The 18,577-nt window shown below is 69.8% G+C and carries 17 protein-coding genes; 9 read left to right on the top strand and 8 right to left on the bottom strand.

Annotation, left to right across the window (positions count from 1 at the left end; genetic code table 11):
* The first annotated feature begins 23 nt into the window (after window positions 1-23).
* The 5 genes from ACXAHD_RS11930 (at window position 24) to ACXAHD_RS11910 (ending at window position 5,435) form a co-directional block, all read left to right on the top strand.
* Window positions 24-182, top strand: coding sequence for a hypothetical protein (locus tag ACXAHD_RS11930; RefSeq protein ID WP_281553645.1), 159 nt, complete (start codon window positions 24-26; stop codon window positions 180-182).
* A gap of 96 nt (window positions 183-278) precedes the next feature.
* Entirely contained in the window at window positions 279-2,192 is a 1,914-nt protein-coding gene (locus tag ACXAHD_RS11925) for a RiPP maturation radical SAM C-methyltransferase (RefSeq protein ID WP_475050434.1), read from the top strand.
* Window positions 2,173-2,892: a DUF5825 family protein gene (locus ACXAHD_RS11920; protein WP_289212352.1), complete on the top strand. Its 720-nt coding sequence runs from the start codon at window positions 2,173-2,175 to the stop codon at window positions 2,890-2,892. Before ACXAHD_RS11925 ends, ACXAHD_RS11920 begins: the two co-directional genes overlap by 20 nt.
* Window positions 2,893-2,938: 46 nt before the next feature.
* The gene (locus tag ACXAHD_RS11915; protein WP_281553642.1) at window positions 2,939-4,141 is read left to right on the top strand and encodes a cytochrome P450 family protein; all 1,203 of its coding nucleotides are present in this window, start codon (window positions 2,939-2,941) and stop codon (window positions 4,139-4,141) included.
* Window positions 4,134-5,435 carry an MFS transporter gene (locus ACXAHD_RS11910; protein WP_475050429.1) on the top strand — a complete coding sequence of 434 codons (1,302 nt, stop codon included), beginning with the start codon at window positions 4,134-4,136 and terminating at the stop codon, window positions 5,433-5,435. Before ACXAHD_RS11915 ends, ACXAHD_RS11910 begins: the two co-directional genes overlap by 8 nt.
* Before the next feature lie 36 nt (window positions 5,436-5,471).
* Here ACXAHD_RS11910 and ACXAHD_RS11905 read toward each other — a convergent pair whose 3' ends face one another.
* From ACXAHD_RS11905 to ACXAHD_RS11895, 3 genes are all read right to left on the bottom strand, one after another.
* The gene (locus tag ACXAHD_RS11905; RefSeq protein WP_475050426.1) at window positions 5,472-7,220 is read right to left on the bottom strand and encodes an RICIN domain-containing protein; all 1,749 of its coding nucleotides are present in this window, start codon (window positions 7,218-7,220) and stop codon (window positions 5,472-5,474) included.
* A 299-nt stretch (window positions 7,221-7,519) separates the two neighbouring features.
* Window positions 7,520-7,969, bottom strand: coding sequence for a carboxypeptidase-like regulatory domain-containing protein (locus ACXAHD_RS11900; protein ID WP_281553639.1), 450 nt, complete (start codon window positions 7,967-7,969; stop codon window positions 7,520-7,522).
* Between the two features lie 153 nt (window positions 7,970-8,122).
* Window positions 8,123-9,100 carry a trypsin-like serine peptidase gene (locus tag ACXAHD_RS11895; RefSeq protein ID WP_281553638.1) on the bottom strand — a complete coding sequence of 326 codons (978 nt, stop codon included), beginning with the start codon at window positions 9,098-9,100 and terminating at the stop codon, window positions 8,123-8,125.
* 249 nt (window positions 9,101-9,349) lie between these two features.
* On the opposite strand from ACXAHD_RS11895, the gene ACXAHD_RS11890 reads away from it, so the two are divergent.
* Together ACXAHD_RS11890 and ACXAHD_RS11885 are read left to right on the top strand one after the other, a co-directional pair.
* Window positions 9,350-9,727: a hypothetical protein gene (locus tag ACXAHD_RS11890; RefSeq protein ID WP_281553637.1), complete on the top strand. Its 378-nt coding sequence runs from the start codon at window positions 9,350-9,352 to the stop codon at window positions 9,725-9,727.
* Window positions 9,727-13,374 carry a caspase, EACC1-associated type gene (locus ACXAHD_RS11885; RefSeq protein ID WP_475050421.1) on the top strand — a complete coding sequence of 1,216 codons (3,648 nt, stop codon included), beginning with the start codon at window positions 9,727-9,729 and terminating at the stop codon, window positions 13,372-13,374. Before ACXAHD_RS11890 ends, ACXAHD_RS11885 begins: the two co-directional genes overlap by 1 nt.
* Before the next feature lie 278 nt (window positions 13,375-13,652).
* Here the strand turns inward: ACXAHD_RS11885 and ACXAHD_RS11880 are convergent, their stop codons facing one another.
* A complete protein-coding gene (locus tag ACXAHD_RS11880) occupies window positions 13,653-14,546 on the bottom strand; it encodes a replication-relaxation family protein (RefSeq protein ID WP_281553635.1) in 894 nt (297 codons plus the stop codon).
* A 951-nt stretch (window positions 14,547-15,497) separates the two neighbouring features.
* On the opposite strand from ACXAHD_RS11880, the gene ACXAHD_RS11875 reads away from it, so the two are divergent.
* Window positions 15,498-15,680: a hypothetical protein gene (locus tag ACXAHD_RS11875; protein ID WP_475050417.1), complete on the top strand. Its 183-nt coding sequence runs from the start codon at window positions 15,498-15,500 to the stop codon at window positions 15,678-15,680.
* A 234-nt stretch (window positions 15,681-15,914) separates the two neighbouring features.
* Here ACXAHD_RS11875 and ACXAHD_RS11870 read toward each other — a convergent pair whose 3' ends face one another.
* Window positions 15,915-16,478 (bottom strand): NUDIX hydrolase, encoded by a 564-nt coding sequence (locus tag ACXAHD_RS11870; RefSeq protein WP_475050414.1) that lies wholly within the window; start codon window positions 16,476-16,478, stop codon window positions 15,915-15,917.
* Window positions 16,479-16,559: 81 nt separating this feature from the next.
* On the opposite strand from ACXAHD_RS11870, the gene ACXAHD_RS11865 reads away from it, so the two are divergent.
* Window positions 16,560-17,216: an HAD family hydrolase gene (locus tag ACXAHD_RS11865; protein WP_475050412.1), complete on the top strand. Its 657-nt coding sequence runs from the start codon at window positions 16,560-16,562 to the stop codon at window positions 17,214-17,216.
* 118 nt (window positions 17,217-17,334) lie between these two features.
* Here ACXAHD_RS11865 and cyaB read toward each other — a convergent pair whose 3' ends face one another.
* The 3 genes from cyaB to amcA form a co-directional block, all read right to left on the bottom strand.
* Window positions 17,335-17,889 carry a class IV adenylate cyclase gene (cyaB, locus tag ACXAHD_RS11860; protein ID WP_281553631.1) on the bottom strand — a complete coding sequence of 185 codons (555 nt, stop codon included), beginning with the start codon at window positions 17,887-17,889 and terminating at the stop codon, window positions 17,335-17,337.
* A gap of 92 nt (window positions 17,890-17,981) precedes the next feature.
* Window positions 17,982-18,299, bottom strand: coding sequence for a hypothetical protein (locus ACXAHD_RS11855; RefSeq protein WP_281553630.1), 318 nt, complete (start codon window positions 18,297-18,299; stop codon window positions 17,982-17,984).
* Window positions 18,299-18,457, bottom strand: coding sequence for a multiple cyclophane-containing RiPP AmcA (gene amcA / locus ACXAHD_RS11850; RefSeq protein ID WP_475050408.1), 159 nt, complete (start codon window positions 18,455-18,457; stop codon window positions 18,299-18,301). Before amcA ends, ACXAHD_RS11855 begins: the two co-directional genes overlap by 1 nt.
* Window positions 18,458-18,577 lie beyond the last annotated feature (120 nt).

The raw sequence follows: 18,577 nt of genomic DNA, 5'->3' as shown, positions 1-18,577 counted from the left end.
AGCCAGGGAGGGAGGTGAATGGCATGAAGCGACGCAGCGTACGTCACGACCCGATCACCACCAGCGAGCGGGAGCGTGGGGCGGTCATCGTCAAGATGCTCCTCGACATGGACCGGGCAGTCCCGGCCAGGCGGCACGACGTGACCGAGGCGGCGGCCGACAAGGCACCCGCCGGCGAGTGACAGGTCCGTGCTGACCGCACGATCGACGGCGTCGTTCCGGAGCGAGAGCGCCTGCCGCTCCGGAACGACGCCCACCACCGTCGGAGAGGGGCCGAAGTGAAAGTCGTCCTGCTGCACATGCCGTGGGGGTCGATCGACGTGCCGTCGCTCGCGTTGGGCATCCTGCGCGCGGCGGCCGGCCGGGCCGGTCACGACGTACAGGTCCGCTACGCCAACATCGACTTCGTCGACTGGGTGACCGGGGTCACCAACTTCACGCTCGCCGACTACCGCTACTTCTCTGAGTCTTCCTACTTCCTCGGCGCCGGGGACTGGGTCTTCTCCGGGCTGCTGGACGACGAGGATCGGCTGTTCGACCCGTATGCCCGGCTGCTCACCGAAGGTGGCTCGACCGACGCCGAGATCGCGCTGACCCGGGCGATGCACCGGCTGGTGCCCGGCTTCATCCGCGAACTCGCCGCCGAACTGGCTGACGCCGCGCCGGACGTCGTCGGATTCACCACCACGTTCCAGCAGAACGCCGCCAGCCTCGCCGTCGCCCGTCTGGTCAAGCAGGCACGGCCCGGCACCCGGATCGTGTTCGGCGGGGCCAACTGCGACGGTCCGCAGGGAGCGGCGCTGCACCGCAACTTCCGCTACGTCGACTACGTGGTACGCGGCGAAGGCGAAGTCGCCTTCCCGCAGCTGCTCGCTGCCCTCAACTCGGCCGACGGGTCCGGCCGGATCGGCTCATCGGGGCTCGCCGACATTTCCGGGTTGTGCTGGCGCGACGCCGACGGCGTCGCCCGGGCCAACCCGATGTCGTCACGGCCGCTGCCGCCCGCCGACATCGTCGCCCCCGACTACACCGGCTACCTGGACCGGCTGGACGCATCGACGGCAGCCGACTGGGTGGCGCCCAGGCTGGTCGTCGAAGGCTCCCGCGGCTGCTGGTGGGGCGAGAAGCACCACTGCACGTTCTGCGGACTCAACGGATCGTTCATGCAGTTCCGCAGCAAGAGCCCGGCCCGCTTCCTCGACGAGGTCCTCGACCTCGCCCGACGCCATCAGCTGCTCGACTTCATCGTGGTCGACAACATCCTCGACATGGCCTACTTCGACTCGGTGCTGCAGCGCCTGGCCGAATCGGAGTACGACGTCCGCCTGCACTTCGAGGTCAAGGCCAACCTGCGCCGCCGACACTTCCAGCAGCTCAACGACTCCGGCGCGGTGCAGGTCCAGCCGGGCGTGGAGAACCTCAGCAGCCACGTGCTGCGGCTGATGGACAAAGGGGTGACCGGCTGCCAGAACGTGCGGGCGCTGCGCGACGCGCAGAGCGCCGGGGTGACAGCCAGCTGGAACTACCTGTACGGGTTCCCCGGCGAGACGACGCAGGACTACACCGGCATCATCGACCAGTTGCCGGCGCTGCATCACCTGGAGCCGCCGATGGGGGCCGCCCGGATCGCCATCGAACGGTTCAGCCCGTACTTCGACCGCCCCGAGCTGGGTTTCGCCACCCTGCGACCGGCCCCGCAGTACACCGAAATCTACCGGCTGCCCGAGGCGGAGCTCGCCGACCTGGCGTACATCTTCACGTCGGTGCCGCAGGGCATCGACCGGACCGGGGCCGCCGACCTCGACGCGGCCCTCGCCACCTGGCAGGCGCGGTACCCGGTCAGCCGACTCACCTACCAGGAACTGCCGGACCGCATCGTGCTGGTCAGCCAACGCGAGGCCTACGACTGGACAGTGCTGCAGCTGACCACGGAACCGGAGATCGCCCTGTTCCGGCTGCTCGATCAGCCGCGTACCGCCGCCACCCTCGCCGCGAAGGTGCCCGGCGGGGCGGCGGTCGTCGGACCGCTGCTGGACCGCTGGTCGAAGCTGGGCATCCTGTTCCACGACGACGGCTACCAGGTGCATCTCGCGGTCGAGTCCGACAACCAGGTGCTGGCCCGGACGGACCACCGCCGGACCACCGCCGCTCGGCACAGCGAGGAGGAACCGCATGCCGTCGTCGTCGGCTGACGTCACCACGCAGCTCAGCCCGAGCAGCCCACCCAGGTCCACCGGCCCGACCGACTGGACCAGGTGTGCGATCGAGATCGAGCTGTCCCGCGACTACCTGCCCGACGCCGCCCAGGTCAGCGGGATGTCGTTCGGCACCCGGCGGATCACCGGCGCGTGGCGGCCGCTGGTGGCGGAGCTGCACCGGGCCGGCGTGCGGCATGCCCGACTGCCCGACCCGGTCGACCTGTGCCCGGACACCGGGGCCGCGGCCGGCCGCGCCCTGGTGCTGATCCGGGAACTCACCGCCCGTGCCGTCGCGGTCGACTGGGTGGCCCGCTGCCATGACGGCTGCGCCGGACAGGGCCTGTTCGACCATCTGTACCCGCCGGACCGGGTCGACGGCGCCGCCGGTGCCGGCGACCCGGCGATACGCGGTTGGCGGGACTCGTTCTTCCTCGGCAAGTGCGTGTTCCGGCGCGGGCCCGGGTTCGTCGAGGTCCGGGACCGGCGAGCCGGTGCGCTGGAGCTGATCACCATCGACGAGCCGGAACATCTGGCTGCCATCGGACAGCTGCTCGAAGGGGTACCGGCCAGGCAGGTGCCCGCGCCGGTGCGCCGTGACCTGGCCGACGCCCGGCTGATCGCCGCCCAGGCCGGGCAGCTGTGGTGGCTGCCGACCCCGGCGTACCGCTGGCCGTTCCCGGCGCTGGCCGTATGAGCACCACCGAGGTTTCCCTTCACCAACCATCTCCGCGAGGAGGGCCATGGACACCGTGACCGGTACGGCGACGCAGCCCGAGGTGCCGTACATCGCCGACCCGTACCCGACGTTGGCCCGGATCCGGTCCAACGGCCCGGTGTCGATCCTGCACAGCGACGAAGGGCTGCCGATGTGGGTGATCGCCCGGTACCGGGACGTGCGGGCGGCGCTCGCCGATCCGCGGTTCGGGCAGGACGCCCGCCGCGCCCAGGCGCTCGCCGACAACCGGGTCGCCGGGGTCACCCTCGGTGGTGACGTCGTCCACATGCTCAACAGCGACCCGCCTGACCACACCCGGCTGCGGCGGCTCATCCACGCGGCGTTCACCGCCCGGCGGGTGGCCGCCATGCGGCCGATGGTGGACCGGATCACCACGTCGCTGCTCGACGACATCGCCGGACGCCGGACGGTGGACCTGGTGAAGGACTTCGCCTTCCCGCTGCCGATGCTGATCATCTGTGAGCTGCTCGGCTTTCCCGCCGAGGACCGGGCCGCCTACCGCGCCTGGTCGACGGCGATCCTCACGCACAGCGACGACCCGGCGGACTTCGCCACCGCGCTCAGTGAGATGACCGACTACATCAGCGGGCAGCTGCGACACCGGCGGTCCCATCCCGGTGACGACATCCTGACCGGCCTGCTGGCCGCCCGGGACGCCGGCGAACTGACCGACGACGAGATCGTCGGGATGGTCTTCCTGCTGCTCATCGGCGGCCACGAGACCACCGTCAACCTGCTCGGCACCGCCACCCTCGCCCTGCTGCGCCACCCCGACCAGCTCCGATGGCTGCTGGCGAACCGGCCGGCGCTGCCGGCCGCGATCGACGAGTTTCTGCGCTACGAGTCGCCGGTCAGTATGGCGACGCTGCGGTTCACCACCGAGCAGGTCGACATCGACGGTGTACGGATTCCCGCTGGTGAGCTCGTGCTCGTCTCGCTCGGCGGCGCCAACCGGGATCCGGACCGGTTCCCCGACCCCGACCGGTTGATCCTGGACCGGGGCGACACCGGGCACCTGGCGTTCGGCCACGGTCTGCACCGCTGCCTCGGCGCGTTCCTCGGCAAACTCGAAGGCGAGCTGGCGCTCGGCGCCCTGCTGGACCGACACCCCGGCCTGAGCCTCGCCGCCGACGAGCACGTACTACCGTGGCGGAACACGATCATGCTCCGCGGGCTGGAGTCGCTGCCGGTGGCCCTCGATGGCTGACTCCTTGACCGACTCGGCGACTGATTCGACGTCGGAGACCGCGGCGGGCGGGACGGCGGCCACGACGGCGGCCCGGCGGTTCCGGCCGAAGCTCAGTTTCGCGCCGCTGCGCTCGCGCGGCTACCGTCTGCTGTTCGCCGCCGAACTGGTGTCCGTGTTCGGCGACGCGTTCCACGCCGTCGCCCTGCCGTTCCTGGTCTACCAGCTCGGCGGCGGTGGGCGTGAGCTGGGCATGCTGGTCGCCGGGTACGGAGTGTGCCGCCTGGCGACGACACCACTGGGCGGGATCCTGTCCGACCGGATCGGCCCGTGGCGGGTGATGCTGATCTCCGATCTGAGCCGGGTCGTCTTCACCGCCGGCATCGTCGCGGCCGCCGTGGCCGGCGACCCGTCCGTACCGGTGATCGCGGTCCTGGTCGCCGGCACCGGCCTGGGTGCCGGCCTGTTCCAGCCGGCCGCCTACGCGATCACCCCGCGGCTGCTGCCCGCCGACCAGTTGCAGGCCGGCAACGGGCTGCACAGCACCGCGAGTTTCACCGCCGGGATGATCGGCCCGGGGGTCGCCGGGCTCGTCGTGGCCGTGCTCTCCCCGGCGGTGGCGTTCGGGGTGGACGCGGCGACGTTCGCCGTCTCGGCGGTCTGCCTGGCGATGATCGGCGGCGTCGGACGGGGCACCGTGCCACCGCCACCGCCACCAGCGGCGGACGCGCCACCGGTCGGTTTCTGGCGGCTGCTACGCGAGTCTGCACTGCTGCGTACCGTGCTGCTGGTGACCGCCGCCGCCAACCTGACCGTCGGCGGCATGGTCCGGATCGGGCTACCGTCGCTCAGCAACGGCGAGCTGGCCGCCGGCGCGGGTGGGTTGGGCGGGCTGCTGGCCGCGTTCACCGCCGGCTCCCTGGTCGGCGGACTGTTCTCCGCCGGCCTGGCCGGGCTGCCCCGGCGAGGCGCGACGGCCATGCTCGCCGGCATGGTGCTCGGCCTGGCGATCGCGGCCGTGCCGTTCGCCGGTTACCTCGGCGCCGTGCTCGCCCTGGTGGTGGCCGGTCTGGCCAGCACCGTCACGAACGTACTGGTGATCACCACCATGCAGCAGAGCACCGCGCCGCACCTGCTGGGCCGGGTGATGAGCGCGATCGTCTTCGCGGCACTGAGCCTGTTCCCGCTGTCCACGGTGACCGCCGGCCTGGTGGTCGACCGGTACGGCAGCACAGCGGTCTTCCTGGCCTGCGGGGCGACTCTGCTGGCCGCGTTCGCCTTCGGTCTGTCCCGCCGCGAGCTGCGGCAACGGTGACAGCGAACGCGTTCGCCGCCCGGGCCGGTGACCCGGTCACCAGTTCACCCGTCGGATCAGTGCCCAGTCGTGGTCGTCGTTACCTTTACAGACAGTCACTTCGATACGCTCGTCCAGTCCACCTGTCGCGGTGCCGAGCACGTCGAGGCAGAGGTTCGAGGCGGTGTTGATCAGCCGGTAGAACTGGGTGTCACCGGACTTCACCGTCGGCTGCAGCCGCCAGTACTGGTTCTCGTCGTCGAAGCAGCCGGTCTCGTACACCCTGGTTCCCGCCGGAACCGAGCCGAGGCCGGGCAGGTCCAGGCAGTACTGGGAGGTGACGCTACGGACCCAGTACAGCTGGTTGCCGGCGGAATCGACCCGGCGCGGGACGAAGGCGTACTCCTGGTTGTCCTGGCTGTGCACGTAGCAGAGGTTCTGCTGAACCGCTCCGTCGCGTGGCCCGGGGCCGGTCCCCGGGATGTCCAGGCACATCTCGGTGCCCAGGTTGTAGACGAAGAACGGGCCGTACGGACGGTTGGTCCCGTCGGCGTCCTTGGCCTTGACCGGTGGCTGGTCGGAGGCGCTCGGCGCCGGGCTGCTCGGCTTCGTCGGCTGCTTCGTCGGCGCCGGCTGCTCAGGTGGTGCGGTCGTGGCACCGGTGGTCGGCTCGGTCTTGGGCTCGGCCTTGGGCTCGGTGGTCGGGCTCGCCGATGGGGAGGCACCGGCAGGCGGGGTCAGCCGCGAGTCCTTGGCGTACTCGGTCTCGAATCGGCTCACCTGCTCGGCGAGGGCTGAAATCCCGTCGCCGCCCGGCACGTCGGCCAGGTTGCGTACCGTCGGGTCGCCGCGGAGAAACGCCGCCAGTGCCAGCGGGTAGTCGTCTGACCCGGTTCCGGGTATGGCCTCCAGGAGCGCGCACATGGCCTCGCCGAGAGCAGGAACGGCCGAGGCCGGGACCCACGGCGACGCCGTCGCCGACGGCCGCACGTAGGTCACCCACACCTGGGGGAGGAACTGCGCGATGCCCTGCTCGCCCAACGGGCCGAGCCGCTGCGGATCGAACGCCGAGGTCGCCATCAGCTGCGCGGCGACCCGAGCCGGAGGCAGCTGCGGGCAGACGGCACCAGCAGTCTGGATCAGTTCGAGGTACGCATCGGGCACCGGCAACGGCGCGGTATCGGTGGAGAGTCGCACGACGGCCGGCATGAACGTCTCGGGTGCCGCGTCACCACTGCCGCCGAAGTCCGGCTGCAACGCGTACCAGGTGGCGTACCGCTCCACGGTATCGATGTACTCCTGGGCACCGGCCGGGACGTCCCCGGCGTCGACGACCGGCTCGATACCGACCCAGTGTGCCGCCAACGCCAACTGCCACCGGTCGCCGTCGATCTGCAGCACCCGAAGCTGGCCGACCAGCTGGCACATGTGGTGGGCGAGGGCGGCGACGCTGGCTTCCCGGTCAGCCGGCAGCGCTTCCTCCCACGGCGCCCATTTCTGCCACACGGTCGGCACCAACCCGGCGACGCCCTGCCCGCCGACCGAGCGCACCGCCTCGACCGGCAACCCCGAGAACCGGGACGCGACCATCACCTGACCGGCCAGTCGCGCCGGGGTCAAGGTCGGACACGACTTGGCGGCCTCGGTCAGCAGCCGGAGATCCGCGTCGGACACCCTGGTGCCGGGCAGCGGCTCACCGGCGTCGGCCGGGCTGGGTGCCACCGAGGCGGTCAGGGCAACCATCGTGACCAGGCCCATGACTGCCCCCGCGAGGACCCGGACCTGACTCCTCATCGAGATACTCATTGGCACGCCTTGTTCGACACCGGTCCCACACCTTTCAGCCAGCACCAGGTAGAGGCACCGTCCGAGCCCGACGCAAGGGCACGGAGTGCTCATGGTGGATCGCTCGCATGATACGTGTGGACGAATGGAGGCAGCGATAATCGAGGTAGATTCCTAGTGAACAGCTGGCCGGCACCGGCAGGAACCTACCGGTGATCACCATCCGCGCCGGACCGGCTGGCCAATGGTGTTATCGATCACAGCACCGCTCGCCGGGTGGGACGGGCGGGCACCCCGGCACGGCGTCACCGCGCTCCCGCTCAGCCGAGGGTCATCGGCACCCGGCTGGTTTCGTCCGCCACCACCGCCACCCGCTGGGCTGCGGCGACGTCCTCGCCCGGAACCCGTACGGTGAACTCGTACTCCCCCGGTGGCAGGTCGGTCCAGGCGTACTCGCCACGCGCGTCGGTCATCCGGGCGATGTCCTCGGACAGTTCTGCGGGCATCGGCCAGCCGACCGTACGGACCTCCACCGGGATCACCGGTAACGGTTCCCCCGCCGGGTTCCGTACCTCGATGATCGCCGTACCGCGACCAGCTACCGTACCCGGCGATGCCGAGGGCCCCTCAGGCGATCGCTGGTCGGAGACGGGGGTGTCCGGGCCGGTCGGCACCGACGGTCCGGGCGAATTCGATGATTCAGTCGCGCAGCCCGCCACCAGCAAGCTGACGATCAGCACCGGCAGAAGCGCACGTCGTACTGACTTCATGGCCAGTCCTCGTTTCATGGCCAGTCCTCGAATCACGTCATTGTTTGATCACATAGAGTATCAGAACTCTGGGTGAGGTGCGGCTCGTCGCGCCGCGCCGACCCCCGCCCGGCGACCGGGTTGTGCGGTCACCGGACGGCTGTCGACTTCGTACTACAGGTCCCGCCAGTAGATGAAGTTGTTGAACGCGGACTCGGTGATCCGCGGTCCGCTGTTGTGGTTGTTGTTCGGCGCACCGCTGCCGTGTAGGCCGTGCGCGTGCACCGCCACGGCACAGGGGCCGCAGTCGGTCACGGAGTACGTGTAGACGGGTCCGCCACTGTTACCGCCGACCGTGTCGTGGTGGTAGAACAGCTCGGTGGACTGGGTCACCCGGATCTGGTCGGAGCTGGCCCACTGGGTGCCGAAGGACTTGTCCCCGCTGTAGCCCCGGTTGTAGGTCGACGTGCCATTCTGACTGGCGGAGGTCCACATGAACCCGAAGGTTCCGGTGCTGTTGCCGACCGTACAGTTGAGCTTCATCGCACCGTAGTCGTAGCCGTTGATGAAGCTGTTCACCCATCCCGCAACCGAGTGCAGGCTGGCTACGCTGCACGAGCCGTACGGCGTGGAACCGCCGTCGCGTCCCGGCCAGACGGTGAACTCGTTGCGCGGGTACCACGCGGTGCCGTTACGGGGATAGACGCAGTGCCCGGCGGTGATCAGCGTGTCGGCACCGATCATCCAACCGGTGCAGTGTCCCCGGGTGACCCCACCGGAGGTACGGGTGATCTGGACCGTGGAGCTCGCCGGCCACCAGTCCGCCGGGGTCGTCTGGTAACGGTTGTCCGTACCGATGATGCTGCTGATGCCGATCTCGCCCGGCTCGGTCTTGCCTTCGACCTCAGCGGCGGGCCCTCGGTCCGTCCCGTCAGCGCCGCGCCGCGCCGCAGGACGGGTGGCCCGTACCATCGTCTCGTCGATCCGCTCGGCGAGGACCGCCGGGTTGATCGTTCCGCCCGTGTCGGAGACCGGGGTGACCATGTCGACGGTGCTGGTGGGTGTGGCCGCGGCGGGTGTCGCCGCGGCAGCCAGCGCCAACGCCGCCGTCGCGACGAGGACACCGAGCGTCCGGCGCGCCCTGTTTTCCATGGAACCTCCCGATGATGAGGTGGGTGTCCGATGGCCTCTACTCGGACGTACTCCCATAGGTGAATCTTCATCGTCTCCTCCTCGCTGGCGAGACTTCTGTCCTTGAACCAACAGTTATTCGACCAAGGTCGATGAAATCATCGACGGCGGGCATTGACTGGTTTGTCGGTACGATCGGATAGCCGACAGACGCGCCCGGCCGCATCGGCGACTCCGTAGCCTTCTCGTCGCGAAACAGGAGGAGGCTGCGTGTCGCAGGTACGTGTCGAGGTCGCTTTCACACCGCTGACCGGCGATGACGATTTCGTGCTCGACCAGCTCACCGAGGAGCTGGCAGGCGATCTTCGTGAGGTCGGGGAGGTACGGCGCATCCCGCTCGCCCCCGATCCGGCGAGCAAAGGCATCGCGGAGCTGGCCCTGGCAGCCGTCACCGTACTGACCAGCGTCGACCCCTCATACGTACAGTCGCTGGTCGATGTGATCGTGGCGTTCCTGCAACGCCACACCGGCCGCCGCATCCAGCTACGCGTCGGCGACGTCGAGTTGACGATCGACCAGCCCACGCGGGGAGAGACCGCCGAACTGATCGAGACGGTACGGGTCGCGATCGAAGCGGGCCACCGCTGATGGGTCGGCACGCGCTGCTGCTCGGCACAGCCAGCTACCACGCCGATCGGCGACTCCCGGCGCTGCCCTCGGTACGCCAGGACGTCACCCAGCTCAAGACGCTACTCGACGGCAGCGGCGGCTTCGACACCGTCGACGCCAAACTGGACCTGCCGGTCGCACACCTACGCCAGGTCGTTGAGGAGTTCTACGGCCGGTGCGGCAGAGACGACCTGGCCCTGCTGTACTACTCCGGGCACGGCGTGCTGCACGAGGACCGGGAGTCGCTGTTTCTCACCGCCACGGATGCCCACGCCGGGCAGCTGCACGCCACCGCCTTCGATGTCGACGGCACCCTGCGGCATCTGCTGAACAGCACCAAGGCCAGTCAGAAGGTCGTCCTGCTGGACTGTTGCTTCTCCGGAGCCTTCACCGCACGGCACCGGTTCCGGGGCGGCGTACGGGAGGAACCTCGCCGGGGCAAGCGCGAACGAGGCACCTTCGTCCTGACCTCCAGCACGCACATGAAGGCGTCGAAGGCGCAGGGGTCCGATCGGCCGTCGGTGTTCACCGAGGTGCTGCTCGAGGGGTTGCGCGGCGCAGCCGACGGGTCCGCCGACGGCTGGGTCACCACCAACGACCTCGCCCGTTACGCGATGACCGAGATGGCCCGACGTCGGCAGCACTCGCCGGTCGAATCGAGCGAGGGGGTGACCGAACCCATCCGGCTGGTCACCGCGCCGGACTCGGCGGCCGCCCGGGCGCGACCTGACGCCGGCCCGACCAGCCCCGCCGACGACGCCCCGTTCGACGCCGACCAGTGGCGCCGCCTGGTCACCTACTACGTCAACTGCATGGAGCGCTCGGCCGCCCTGCGGTCCTTCATCGACCCACAGGCGGTCAGCACGTACGCTCCGGCACCGACCGGTGCCGAGGCGGTGTTCACGGCGGCCTCCCCGGTCCGGCTGACCGGCCGGGCCGCCGCGCTGGCCACCCGGGCCCGCGCCGACGGCAAGGAGTTGCAGTACGGCTATCCGGTCGTCGCGGTCCGACCCGCCAGGCAGCAGCCGGTACGGTTGACGCCGCTGCTGATCTGCGACGTCACGGTGGGCACCGACGACGTCGTGCACGCCTCCTTCCCGCCACGGCCCGGCCCGGCGCTGCTCGACCTGCTGCAGCTGTCCGACGTGGAGTCCGATGAACTGCTGCAACGGGTCGGACAGGTCTTCGTACCCGGTGACGCGGCGGCCCTCACCGCCACCGTCGACCTGCTGATGAAGACGTTCGGTCTGACTCCGGTGGCGGACATCGACCCGATGGCGCTGGTCGGCCCACCGCGTCCCGGGCCACTGGACCGGGTGCAGAACGCCGCACTGCTCTACTCCGTCGACGCCAAGGCCTCGCCACAGCAGCAGCTCGTCGTCGACCTCCAGGGCATGATCAAGAATCCCCGGCTCATCGACCGGACGGCGTTGGCAACCCTCGCGGCGGGCCCGGGCGAGGAGGCTCCGGTGCCGATCGCGACCGTCGCGCTGGCTCCGGCCAACGAGGCGCAGGAGGAGATCATCCGCGCCGCGATGTCGCAGCCATTGACCGTCGCGCAGGGTCCACCGGGGACGGGTAAGAGTCAACTGGTCACCGCGCTGCTCGCTACCGCCACCGCCGCCGGCCAGAGTGTGCTGATCGGCTCCACCAGCAACCAGGCGGTGGACGCGGTGTTCGGCCGGGTCGGCGAGCTGGTCGGTCCCGGGCTGGTGCTGCGCACCGGAAACAAGGAGCACCGGCTGCAGGAGCCGAAGCACATCGCCGACCTGATCGCCGCGTACCCGTCGGCCGAAAGCCACCTGGCGCCCGACGATCGGACACCGCTGTACGAACTCCGCCTGATCGCCGACGAGATCAACGGCCTGCGGCAGAGCCTGGACGATCAGCGGCTACTCGAACGCGATCTGGCCGACCTCGCGGCCGAGCGCCGACCGGGGCCGCGCCACGAACACCGTGCCGGCCGCGATGCCGCAACTGCCGGGCTGCCGGACGACGACGCGGCGCTCGCGCGGCTGTACCGACTCACCGACCGTGCGCTGACCAGCCGGTGGCTCGGCTGGTGGTATCGCTGGCGGCTGCGTCGGCACGGCACCGGCGACCCGGACACCATCCGGGCCCTCGGTGAACGTGCCGTCATCGAGCTGCGGTGGCGGGATTGCCGGCGACAGGCCGACGCGCTGCCCGCCGCCGAGACGTCCTGGCAACGGTTGACCGAACTCATCGGCGTCGAGCGGCCCCGGCGCAGCATCGACCTGCTGCGCGCCCAGATCGCCCGTCGGGTGACGTCGGGAGGCCGGCTGCTGCAGAACCGGGCCGACGAGATGGCCAAGGCCAAGCCGGACAGCTGGGCCTACTTCCCGGAGCTGCTCCGGGTGCTGCCGGGCTGGGCCGTCACGGCGCTGTCCGTGCGATGGATACGGCGGGAACCGGCCATGTACGACCTCGTCGTGATCGACGAGGCCGCGCAGTGCACCGTGCCGGCGATCCTGCCCATGCTGTACCGCGCCAAACGGGCACTGATCATCGGTGACCCCCGGCAGCTGCCACCCGTCGTCGAGCTTGCCGACGCCGACGATCTCGCCGAGCAGGCCAAGGCCGGGCTCGGCACCGGATGGTTGAACACCCGACGGCTGCGCTACGCACGCCATTCGGCGTACGACGCGTTCGCCGCAGCGGCTGGCTCGGCCTATCTGCTCGACGAGCACTACCGCTGCCACCCGGACATCGTCGACGCTCCGAACCGGGAGGTGTACCAGGGCCGGCTCACCGTGTTGACCGATCCGGCCCGACTGACCGCGCCCGCCGAACCGGCCGTACGGTGGCGCGACGTGCCGGGTACGTACAACTACGGACCGACCGGATCCGGACGCAACGACGTCGAGATCGCGGCGGTGGTGACCGAGGTGGCCGAACTTCGCGCGGCCTTCCCGGAGGCGTCCATCGGAGTGGTCACACCGCTCGCCGCGCAGCAGCGCGGCCTGAAGTCCGCGCTCCAGGCCGCCGGCCTGTCCGAGAACCTGCTCTGCGCGACCATCCACCGGTTCCAGGGCAGCGAACGCGACATCATGGTCGTTTCACCGGTCGGTGCCCACGGCATCGGTGACCGCACCCGGGACTGGCTCGCCCACCAGACGAACCTGTGGAACGTCGCCATCACCCGGGCCCGATCCCAGCTCGTCGTCGTCGGCGACCGGTCGTGGTGGTCGGGCCAACGGGGCCTGCTCACCGCCGTGGCCCTCGGCCACAGGTCGACCGCAGCGCTGCCGGACGCCGTCCCAGGGCCCGCCGATCAGCTGCACCGTGCCCTGCGCGAGGCCGGAGTCGCCGTACAGCGGGACATCGCCGTGGCCGGGCAGACCGCCGATCTCGTCATCCGGCAGGCCGGTCGGGAAATCGCCGTGTACGTCGACGACCCGGCCGGCGATCCGTCCGGCCGCGCCCTGCGCAAGGTCCTTGCCCGCCTCGACGTCGCCGCCCACCACGGCACCGTCCGCCGGGTGCCCGCGTGGCGTTGTCTGGCCGAACCGGAGCAGGTGGCTACCGAACTGTCCGAGCAGCTCCGTCACCCGGATGCGGCTGGCCACGGCGAGTTCGCCGTCGGCCCGCTCCAGTTCGTACGTTGATCCGGCCGTCAAGGGAACCGTCGTTGTCGTCAGATCGGCGCCGGGACAACTGTGTGGGTTCCCTCGGCGCCGCCGAGCCCTGATCTCGTCTGGCCATGTCATGGCTCACCGCCCCGACGCCGCGATCGTCGCCCACCCGCCGACGACAAGGTGAGAACCACCCCGAGGGCTGCGCCGGTGGCGTCCACCGGGGCGGCTACGGTCCCGTCGAAGGGCAACCGGTCCAGCGGCTCCCGCGCGCCGAGCAGCCGGATGTGCCACCGTTTAGGTCTCGGGTATCAGCCGAGAGTGACCAAGCGTCGATACTTACGGTCGTCAACGACCCACACCGCCAGGTCGGCGAGCGTCTGTCGTTGTCCGTCGCCGCCGGCCACGGCCCACACCGCCCCGGCGGGGCTCAGGCCCGCGCTGGTGGCGTGGTCGCGGGCTCCGGTGGCGACCGGCACCAGCGGCGGTGTGTCGGCCAACAGCAGGCGCAGGTTGCGTTCCCGGGCGGCGGAGTGCAGCCAGAACAGCACCGGCCACACCCGCCCCAGCCTGCCGAACAACTCCTCGTAGCCGGCCAGCTTGCGGGTCAGCACCGACAACTGCTCACCACCAGTATCGAACTCCACGAAGAACGGCGCCCCGACACCCCGCACCGTCCACAAGCCGTAGCCGTCCGGGCGTACCCGAGGCTGAAAGGCGCGCACCAGACCCGGATCCTCCGGCCGCGTGAACGCCCCCGAGCGTTGGCACGCCGCCTCCGACAACCACCGCACCAGACGGGCCTCAGGGTGGATGCGGGCGTAGCCGGCGAGGTCGGTGAAGAAACCGTTCACGCCGAGCCGGTGCTCCAAGGTCCGGCTCGACGTCCACCGGCGCCGCTCCACCCGGGCATGATCCCGACGCGGTGGCCGCTCATCACGGCCAGCGGCCACGACCTCCGCGCCGAGCTGGTCGATGACGTAGTGATACGGGTACGAGCCGCCGTCGGCGCGCTGCGGCCGGAACCGCCCCACCAGCCGCAACCGGTACAACGTCAGCAACCGGCGCTGACAGAAATCCAGCGACGGGAACAGGGCGTACGCGATCTGGAACGTGGTCAGCACCCCGTGGTCGTAGAGCCAGCCCAGCAACACCCGATCCCGGGCAGTCAACTGCGACTGCACCCGCAGAACCGGATCATCCATACACCATCACCTCCTCTCCGATACGCATACGACTCCAGGGGGAGAGACCCGAGACCAGCACAGGTCTGTCGCAGGACAACCAGCCCTCGCCGGCAGACCGCCCGACCTGCGGTGTGAGACCACACCAGGCGTCCGTCCGGGGGACCGGTCCAAGACCGACCCCAACCCGGACGGCAAGCCCGACCCCCGAACGGGGGTCAAGCCGGAAACTGTCACCGCCACCAGCCACGGCAGCGGCCGGAATCATGGGGGAACAACAACAGAAACTCCTTGTCGAAGACGACACCGACGCCAGCGGATCCGGCACCGGATGGATGAAAGCCGCAGACCGCGCCCGCCGGGCGGCAGGCGGCTCCCGACGGGCAGCGGTAGCGGCGGAACGCCCCCACTCCGAGGGCAAGGCAGCACGAACACCACTGTGGACATGCCAAGGAACGAGCCGTCCCGAAGCAGGGACGACCATGCGGCAACGCAGACGTGCAGGAAGACATGCGCGACGAGCAGCCGAACCGACACGCCGCCGGTTTTGGCAGGGACTGGTCGAGCACAGTTCAGAGACAGGGCAACACCGACGCGGTCAGTCACCAACGGCGCTGGCCACCCACCGGCTCACCCAGCCGGGAGAAGATCCTTCATGACGGTCCCCCTGTCGCTCATGACCATCGACGGCCTACCCACACCCGGCTCACAACGATCGACGACGCCCAGCGAAGGAGCACCACCAGACCAGCCGATCGAACCCGGCAGGCAGACCACCGAACGGTCGCACGCATCCCAGTACGCCCCACCAGCAGCACCCCGTCAACCACCATCGCCAGCCCGAGATCACGGCCCCTCCGGACCCGGCAGGACTCCCCCGGACCGGGCGACTCGGATCCGCATTGGCCAGGACGGAGATGCCGCCCGGAAAGGCGAGAAAGTCTTGACACGCATGAACTCTTGTCTCAATATGTGAGATGTCGATTCGTCGGCGAAGTTCATCCGGCTTGCACCGACGCCGGGCCGGCAGCGCTCGCCCGCGCTGGACGCACCTTCGACCGCGCGGACAACACGAGCAACCCACAGTGGATCGGCTACTTCCACGAAGCGAATCTCTCGGCCAAGTTCGGACGCTGCTTCGCCGCGCTCGGCTAAGGCACGCCCGCGGCAAGCAGTTCAACCTGGCATCGTTGGCGCTTGCCCACGTGCAGTCCGGTGAGCCGGAGCAAGCCGACGCGGTGGGGGTGCAGGCAGCACAAGCCGCTGAGAGTCTGAGCTCCGAACGGGCGCACGCATACCTCGCCACTCTCGCGGACCGCCTCACGCCGTACGCCGGGCTGCCGACGGCGCAGGAGTCTCCGCGCGCGTACGGCCGCTACTCCAAGCCGCCTAAATTCGCCCTGTCGCTCTGGCCAGCAGCACAGCGAGCAGACCGGCGACAGACCCCGCACCGACGATCTCCCCGGCGTGGATCCGTTGCTCTACCTCGGCCAGCGGGATCCAACCGATTCGCGCGGTCTCGTTGATGTCAGGCGCGGCGCCCGTGGGGTCGGCCCCTCGGGACAGGTAGATGATGTTCTGCTGGTCGATGGTGCCGACCATGGGCTGGAAGCCCAGCAGCGGCTCCATGCTTCTGGGCCGCCAGCCGGTCTCCTCCTCGACCTCCCGCGCCGCACAGACGACGGGGTCCTCGTCGCGGTCAAGGTAGCCACCCGGCAACTCCCAGACCCACCGGTCGATGATGAACCGGTGCCGCCACATCATCAGCACGCGGTCGGCCTCGTCCAGCACGATCACCATCGCGGCGGACGGCACCCTGAGTACGTACTGCTCGAACCGGACGCCGTCGGGTAGCTCGACGTCCGCGACGCTCAGCACGGCACGCCTCGTGTCGTCGATGACCCGCTCGTCGTGGATCGTCCACTCACTCGCCCGCCGAGCACCGGCTCCCATGTACCGCACCCTATCGCCGCGTTGCTGGTCCAACTCGCGATGCACGTTGATCCGGCTGGACGCGCCAGGCACAATCGCCAGGTGATCGCGAGCGTGTTCTTCGATGTGGGCGAGACCATCGTCGACGAGTCCCGTGAGTACGGGACCTGGGCGGACTGGCTCGGCGTCCCGCGGCACACCTTCTCGGCCGTCTTCGGCGCGGTCATCGCCCGTGGTTTGGACTACCGGGATACGTTCCAGGTGTTCCGGCCCGGGTTCGACCTCGCCGAGGAGCGGCAGCGCCGGGCCGATGCCGGGCAGCCGGAGCATTTCTCCGAGGAGAACCTGTACCCCGATGCCCGGCCCTGCCTGGCGGCTCTTCGGAAGCTGGGCGTGCAGGTCGGCCTGGCCGGCAACCAGACCGCCCGGGCCGAGACCATCCTGCGCGCGCTGGACCTGCCGGTCGACGTGATCGGCACCTCGGACGGCTGGAATGTCGAGAAACCCTCGGCCGCGTTCTTCGATCGCATCGTCGCGCAGGCCGGCTGCCCCGCCGCCCAGGTGCTGTACGTCGGCGACCGGCTGGACAACGACATCCGACCTGCACAAGCGGCCGGGCTCGCGACCGCCCTGGTACGACGCGGACCTTGGGCACATATCCTCGACGACCAGACCATCAGCGGCCGCTGCCTCTTCCATCTCGACTCGCTAGCCGAGCTGCCCGAGCTGGTACGCAGGCACAACGAGTCGGCCGCGTAGCTCCCCGGAAGAGCAGCCCGGCTGGTCGCGAGGGCGGCGGCGCGTTCGACGAACCGGCTCATCAGAAGAAGGCGTGGGCGGCGAGCTCGGCGTGGGTGGCCACCGCAGGTCCTGGCGGTCAGTGGTCGCGGCCGAGAAGGATGTGTGGATAGCCCTTGTTGACCGGTTGGCCCAGTTCGATATCAAGGGAGGCGATGAACGCGTTCAGGCGCTGCGTGGCGTCGCCGACGTCCACGGCCTCACCCTTGAACTCGAACTCGACGAAGTCGCCAGCGTCCACCACGTGGTCGAGGACGATCTCCACGTCGGGCAGGGTCCACGCCTCGCGGGTCTTGTCGACAGTCACGAGAGGTTGGAAGTCCAGAGATTCCAGCAGGAGGCGGACGGCCTCGGCATCCCCGACACGGGTCTCGTACTCGTCGGCATGGGTCTTGACGATGGCATCAACGGGGTGCCAGCGCTTGAAGTTGATCGACGCTCCGTGGTCTTCGTTGCGGATACGCAGCCACTCAGAGATCACCGTCGGAGCGAGAAAGTCGCGGTGCGGGGCGTTGTAGTAGGCGTCGACCTGTCGGGTGGGCTCGGCGGGTTTCGCGCCGATGTCGGTGAGTCTGGCCCTGAGGCGTACAACAGCCGGTCGTGTACGGACGGGAGCAGGTCGCGCATGGAACACCTCCGTGACGAACAGGGGTTGGGCATGGGCATGCGTCGCCAGCCCTGTGACAGCGGCGGGAAAGGAGCGGTGAATGGTGTGGAAGGGCGCGCTCAGGGCGGCGTGGTGGATCTGGCCCCGCCGTGGTGTCGGACGGGCCAGCCGAGGAACCGGTCGAACAGGTCCGTGGCGTCGCCGGTAGCGCTCGGGTTGAGCCGGTGCAGGTCGTCGATGGCCTCATAGAGCCGGCCGGCCATATGGAGGAAGAGACCGATAGCGTTGTCGCGGTACTCGGCGATCAGTGCCAGCCGCGCTTGTCCGCAGGGCCACGGCTGCCCGCAACGGCGGCACAGCCAGAGCGGACGCAGCGGCAGATGCTCCGTCGGTACTGCCCGGCCCAGTTCCGCCGGTCTTGCTCCGTTGCCGATCATCAGCGGTCGCGCTTCCGCGCCTGCTGCTCGAACACGATTCGCCAGACGTGCGTCAGCAGCGGCAGATCGGCCACCGGCCGTTCCACCGGTTGATCGCGATCCGTGAGGTCCCGGGACAGTTCACCGGTCGCGGCATACCGCGAGATATACACGGTCATGGCCGACCCCGGACCGGCGCTGGCCTCGGTGCGTGGTGGGGGGGGGGGGGGGGGGGGGGGGGGGGGGAGGGGGGGGGGGAGGGGGGGGGGGGGGGGGGGGGGGGGAGGGGAAGGGTGGAG

The sequence above is a fragment of the Micromonospora sp. ABR4_055 genome, from assembly GCF_056160425.1.
The sequence above is the reverse complement of the archived record's forward strand: the minus strand, read 5'-3'. Positions and strand labels throughout refer to the sequence as shown.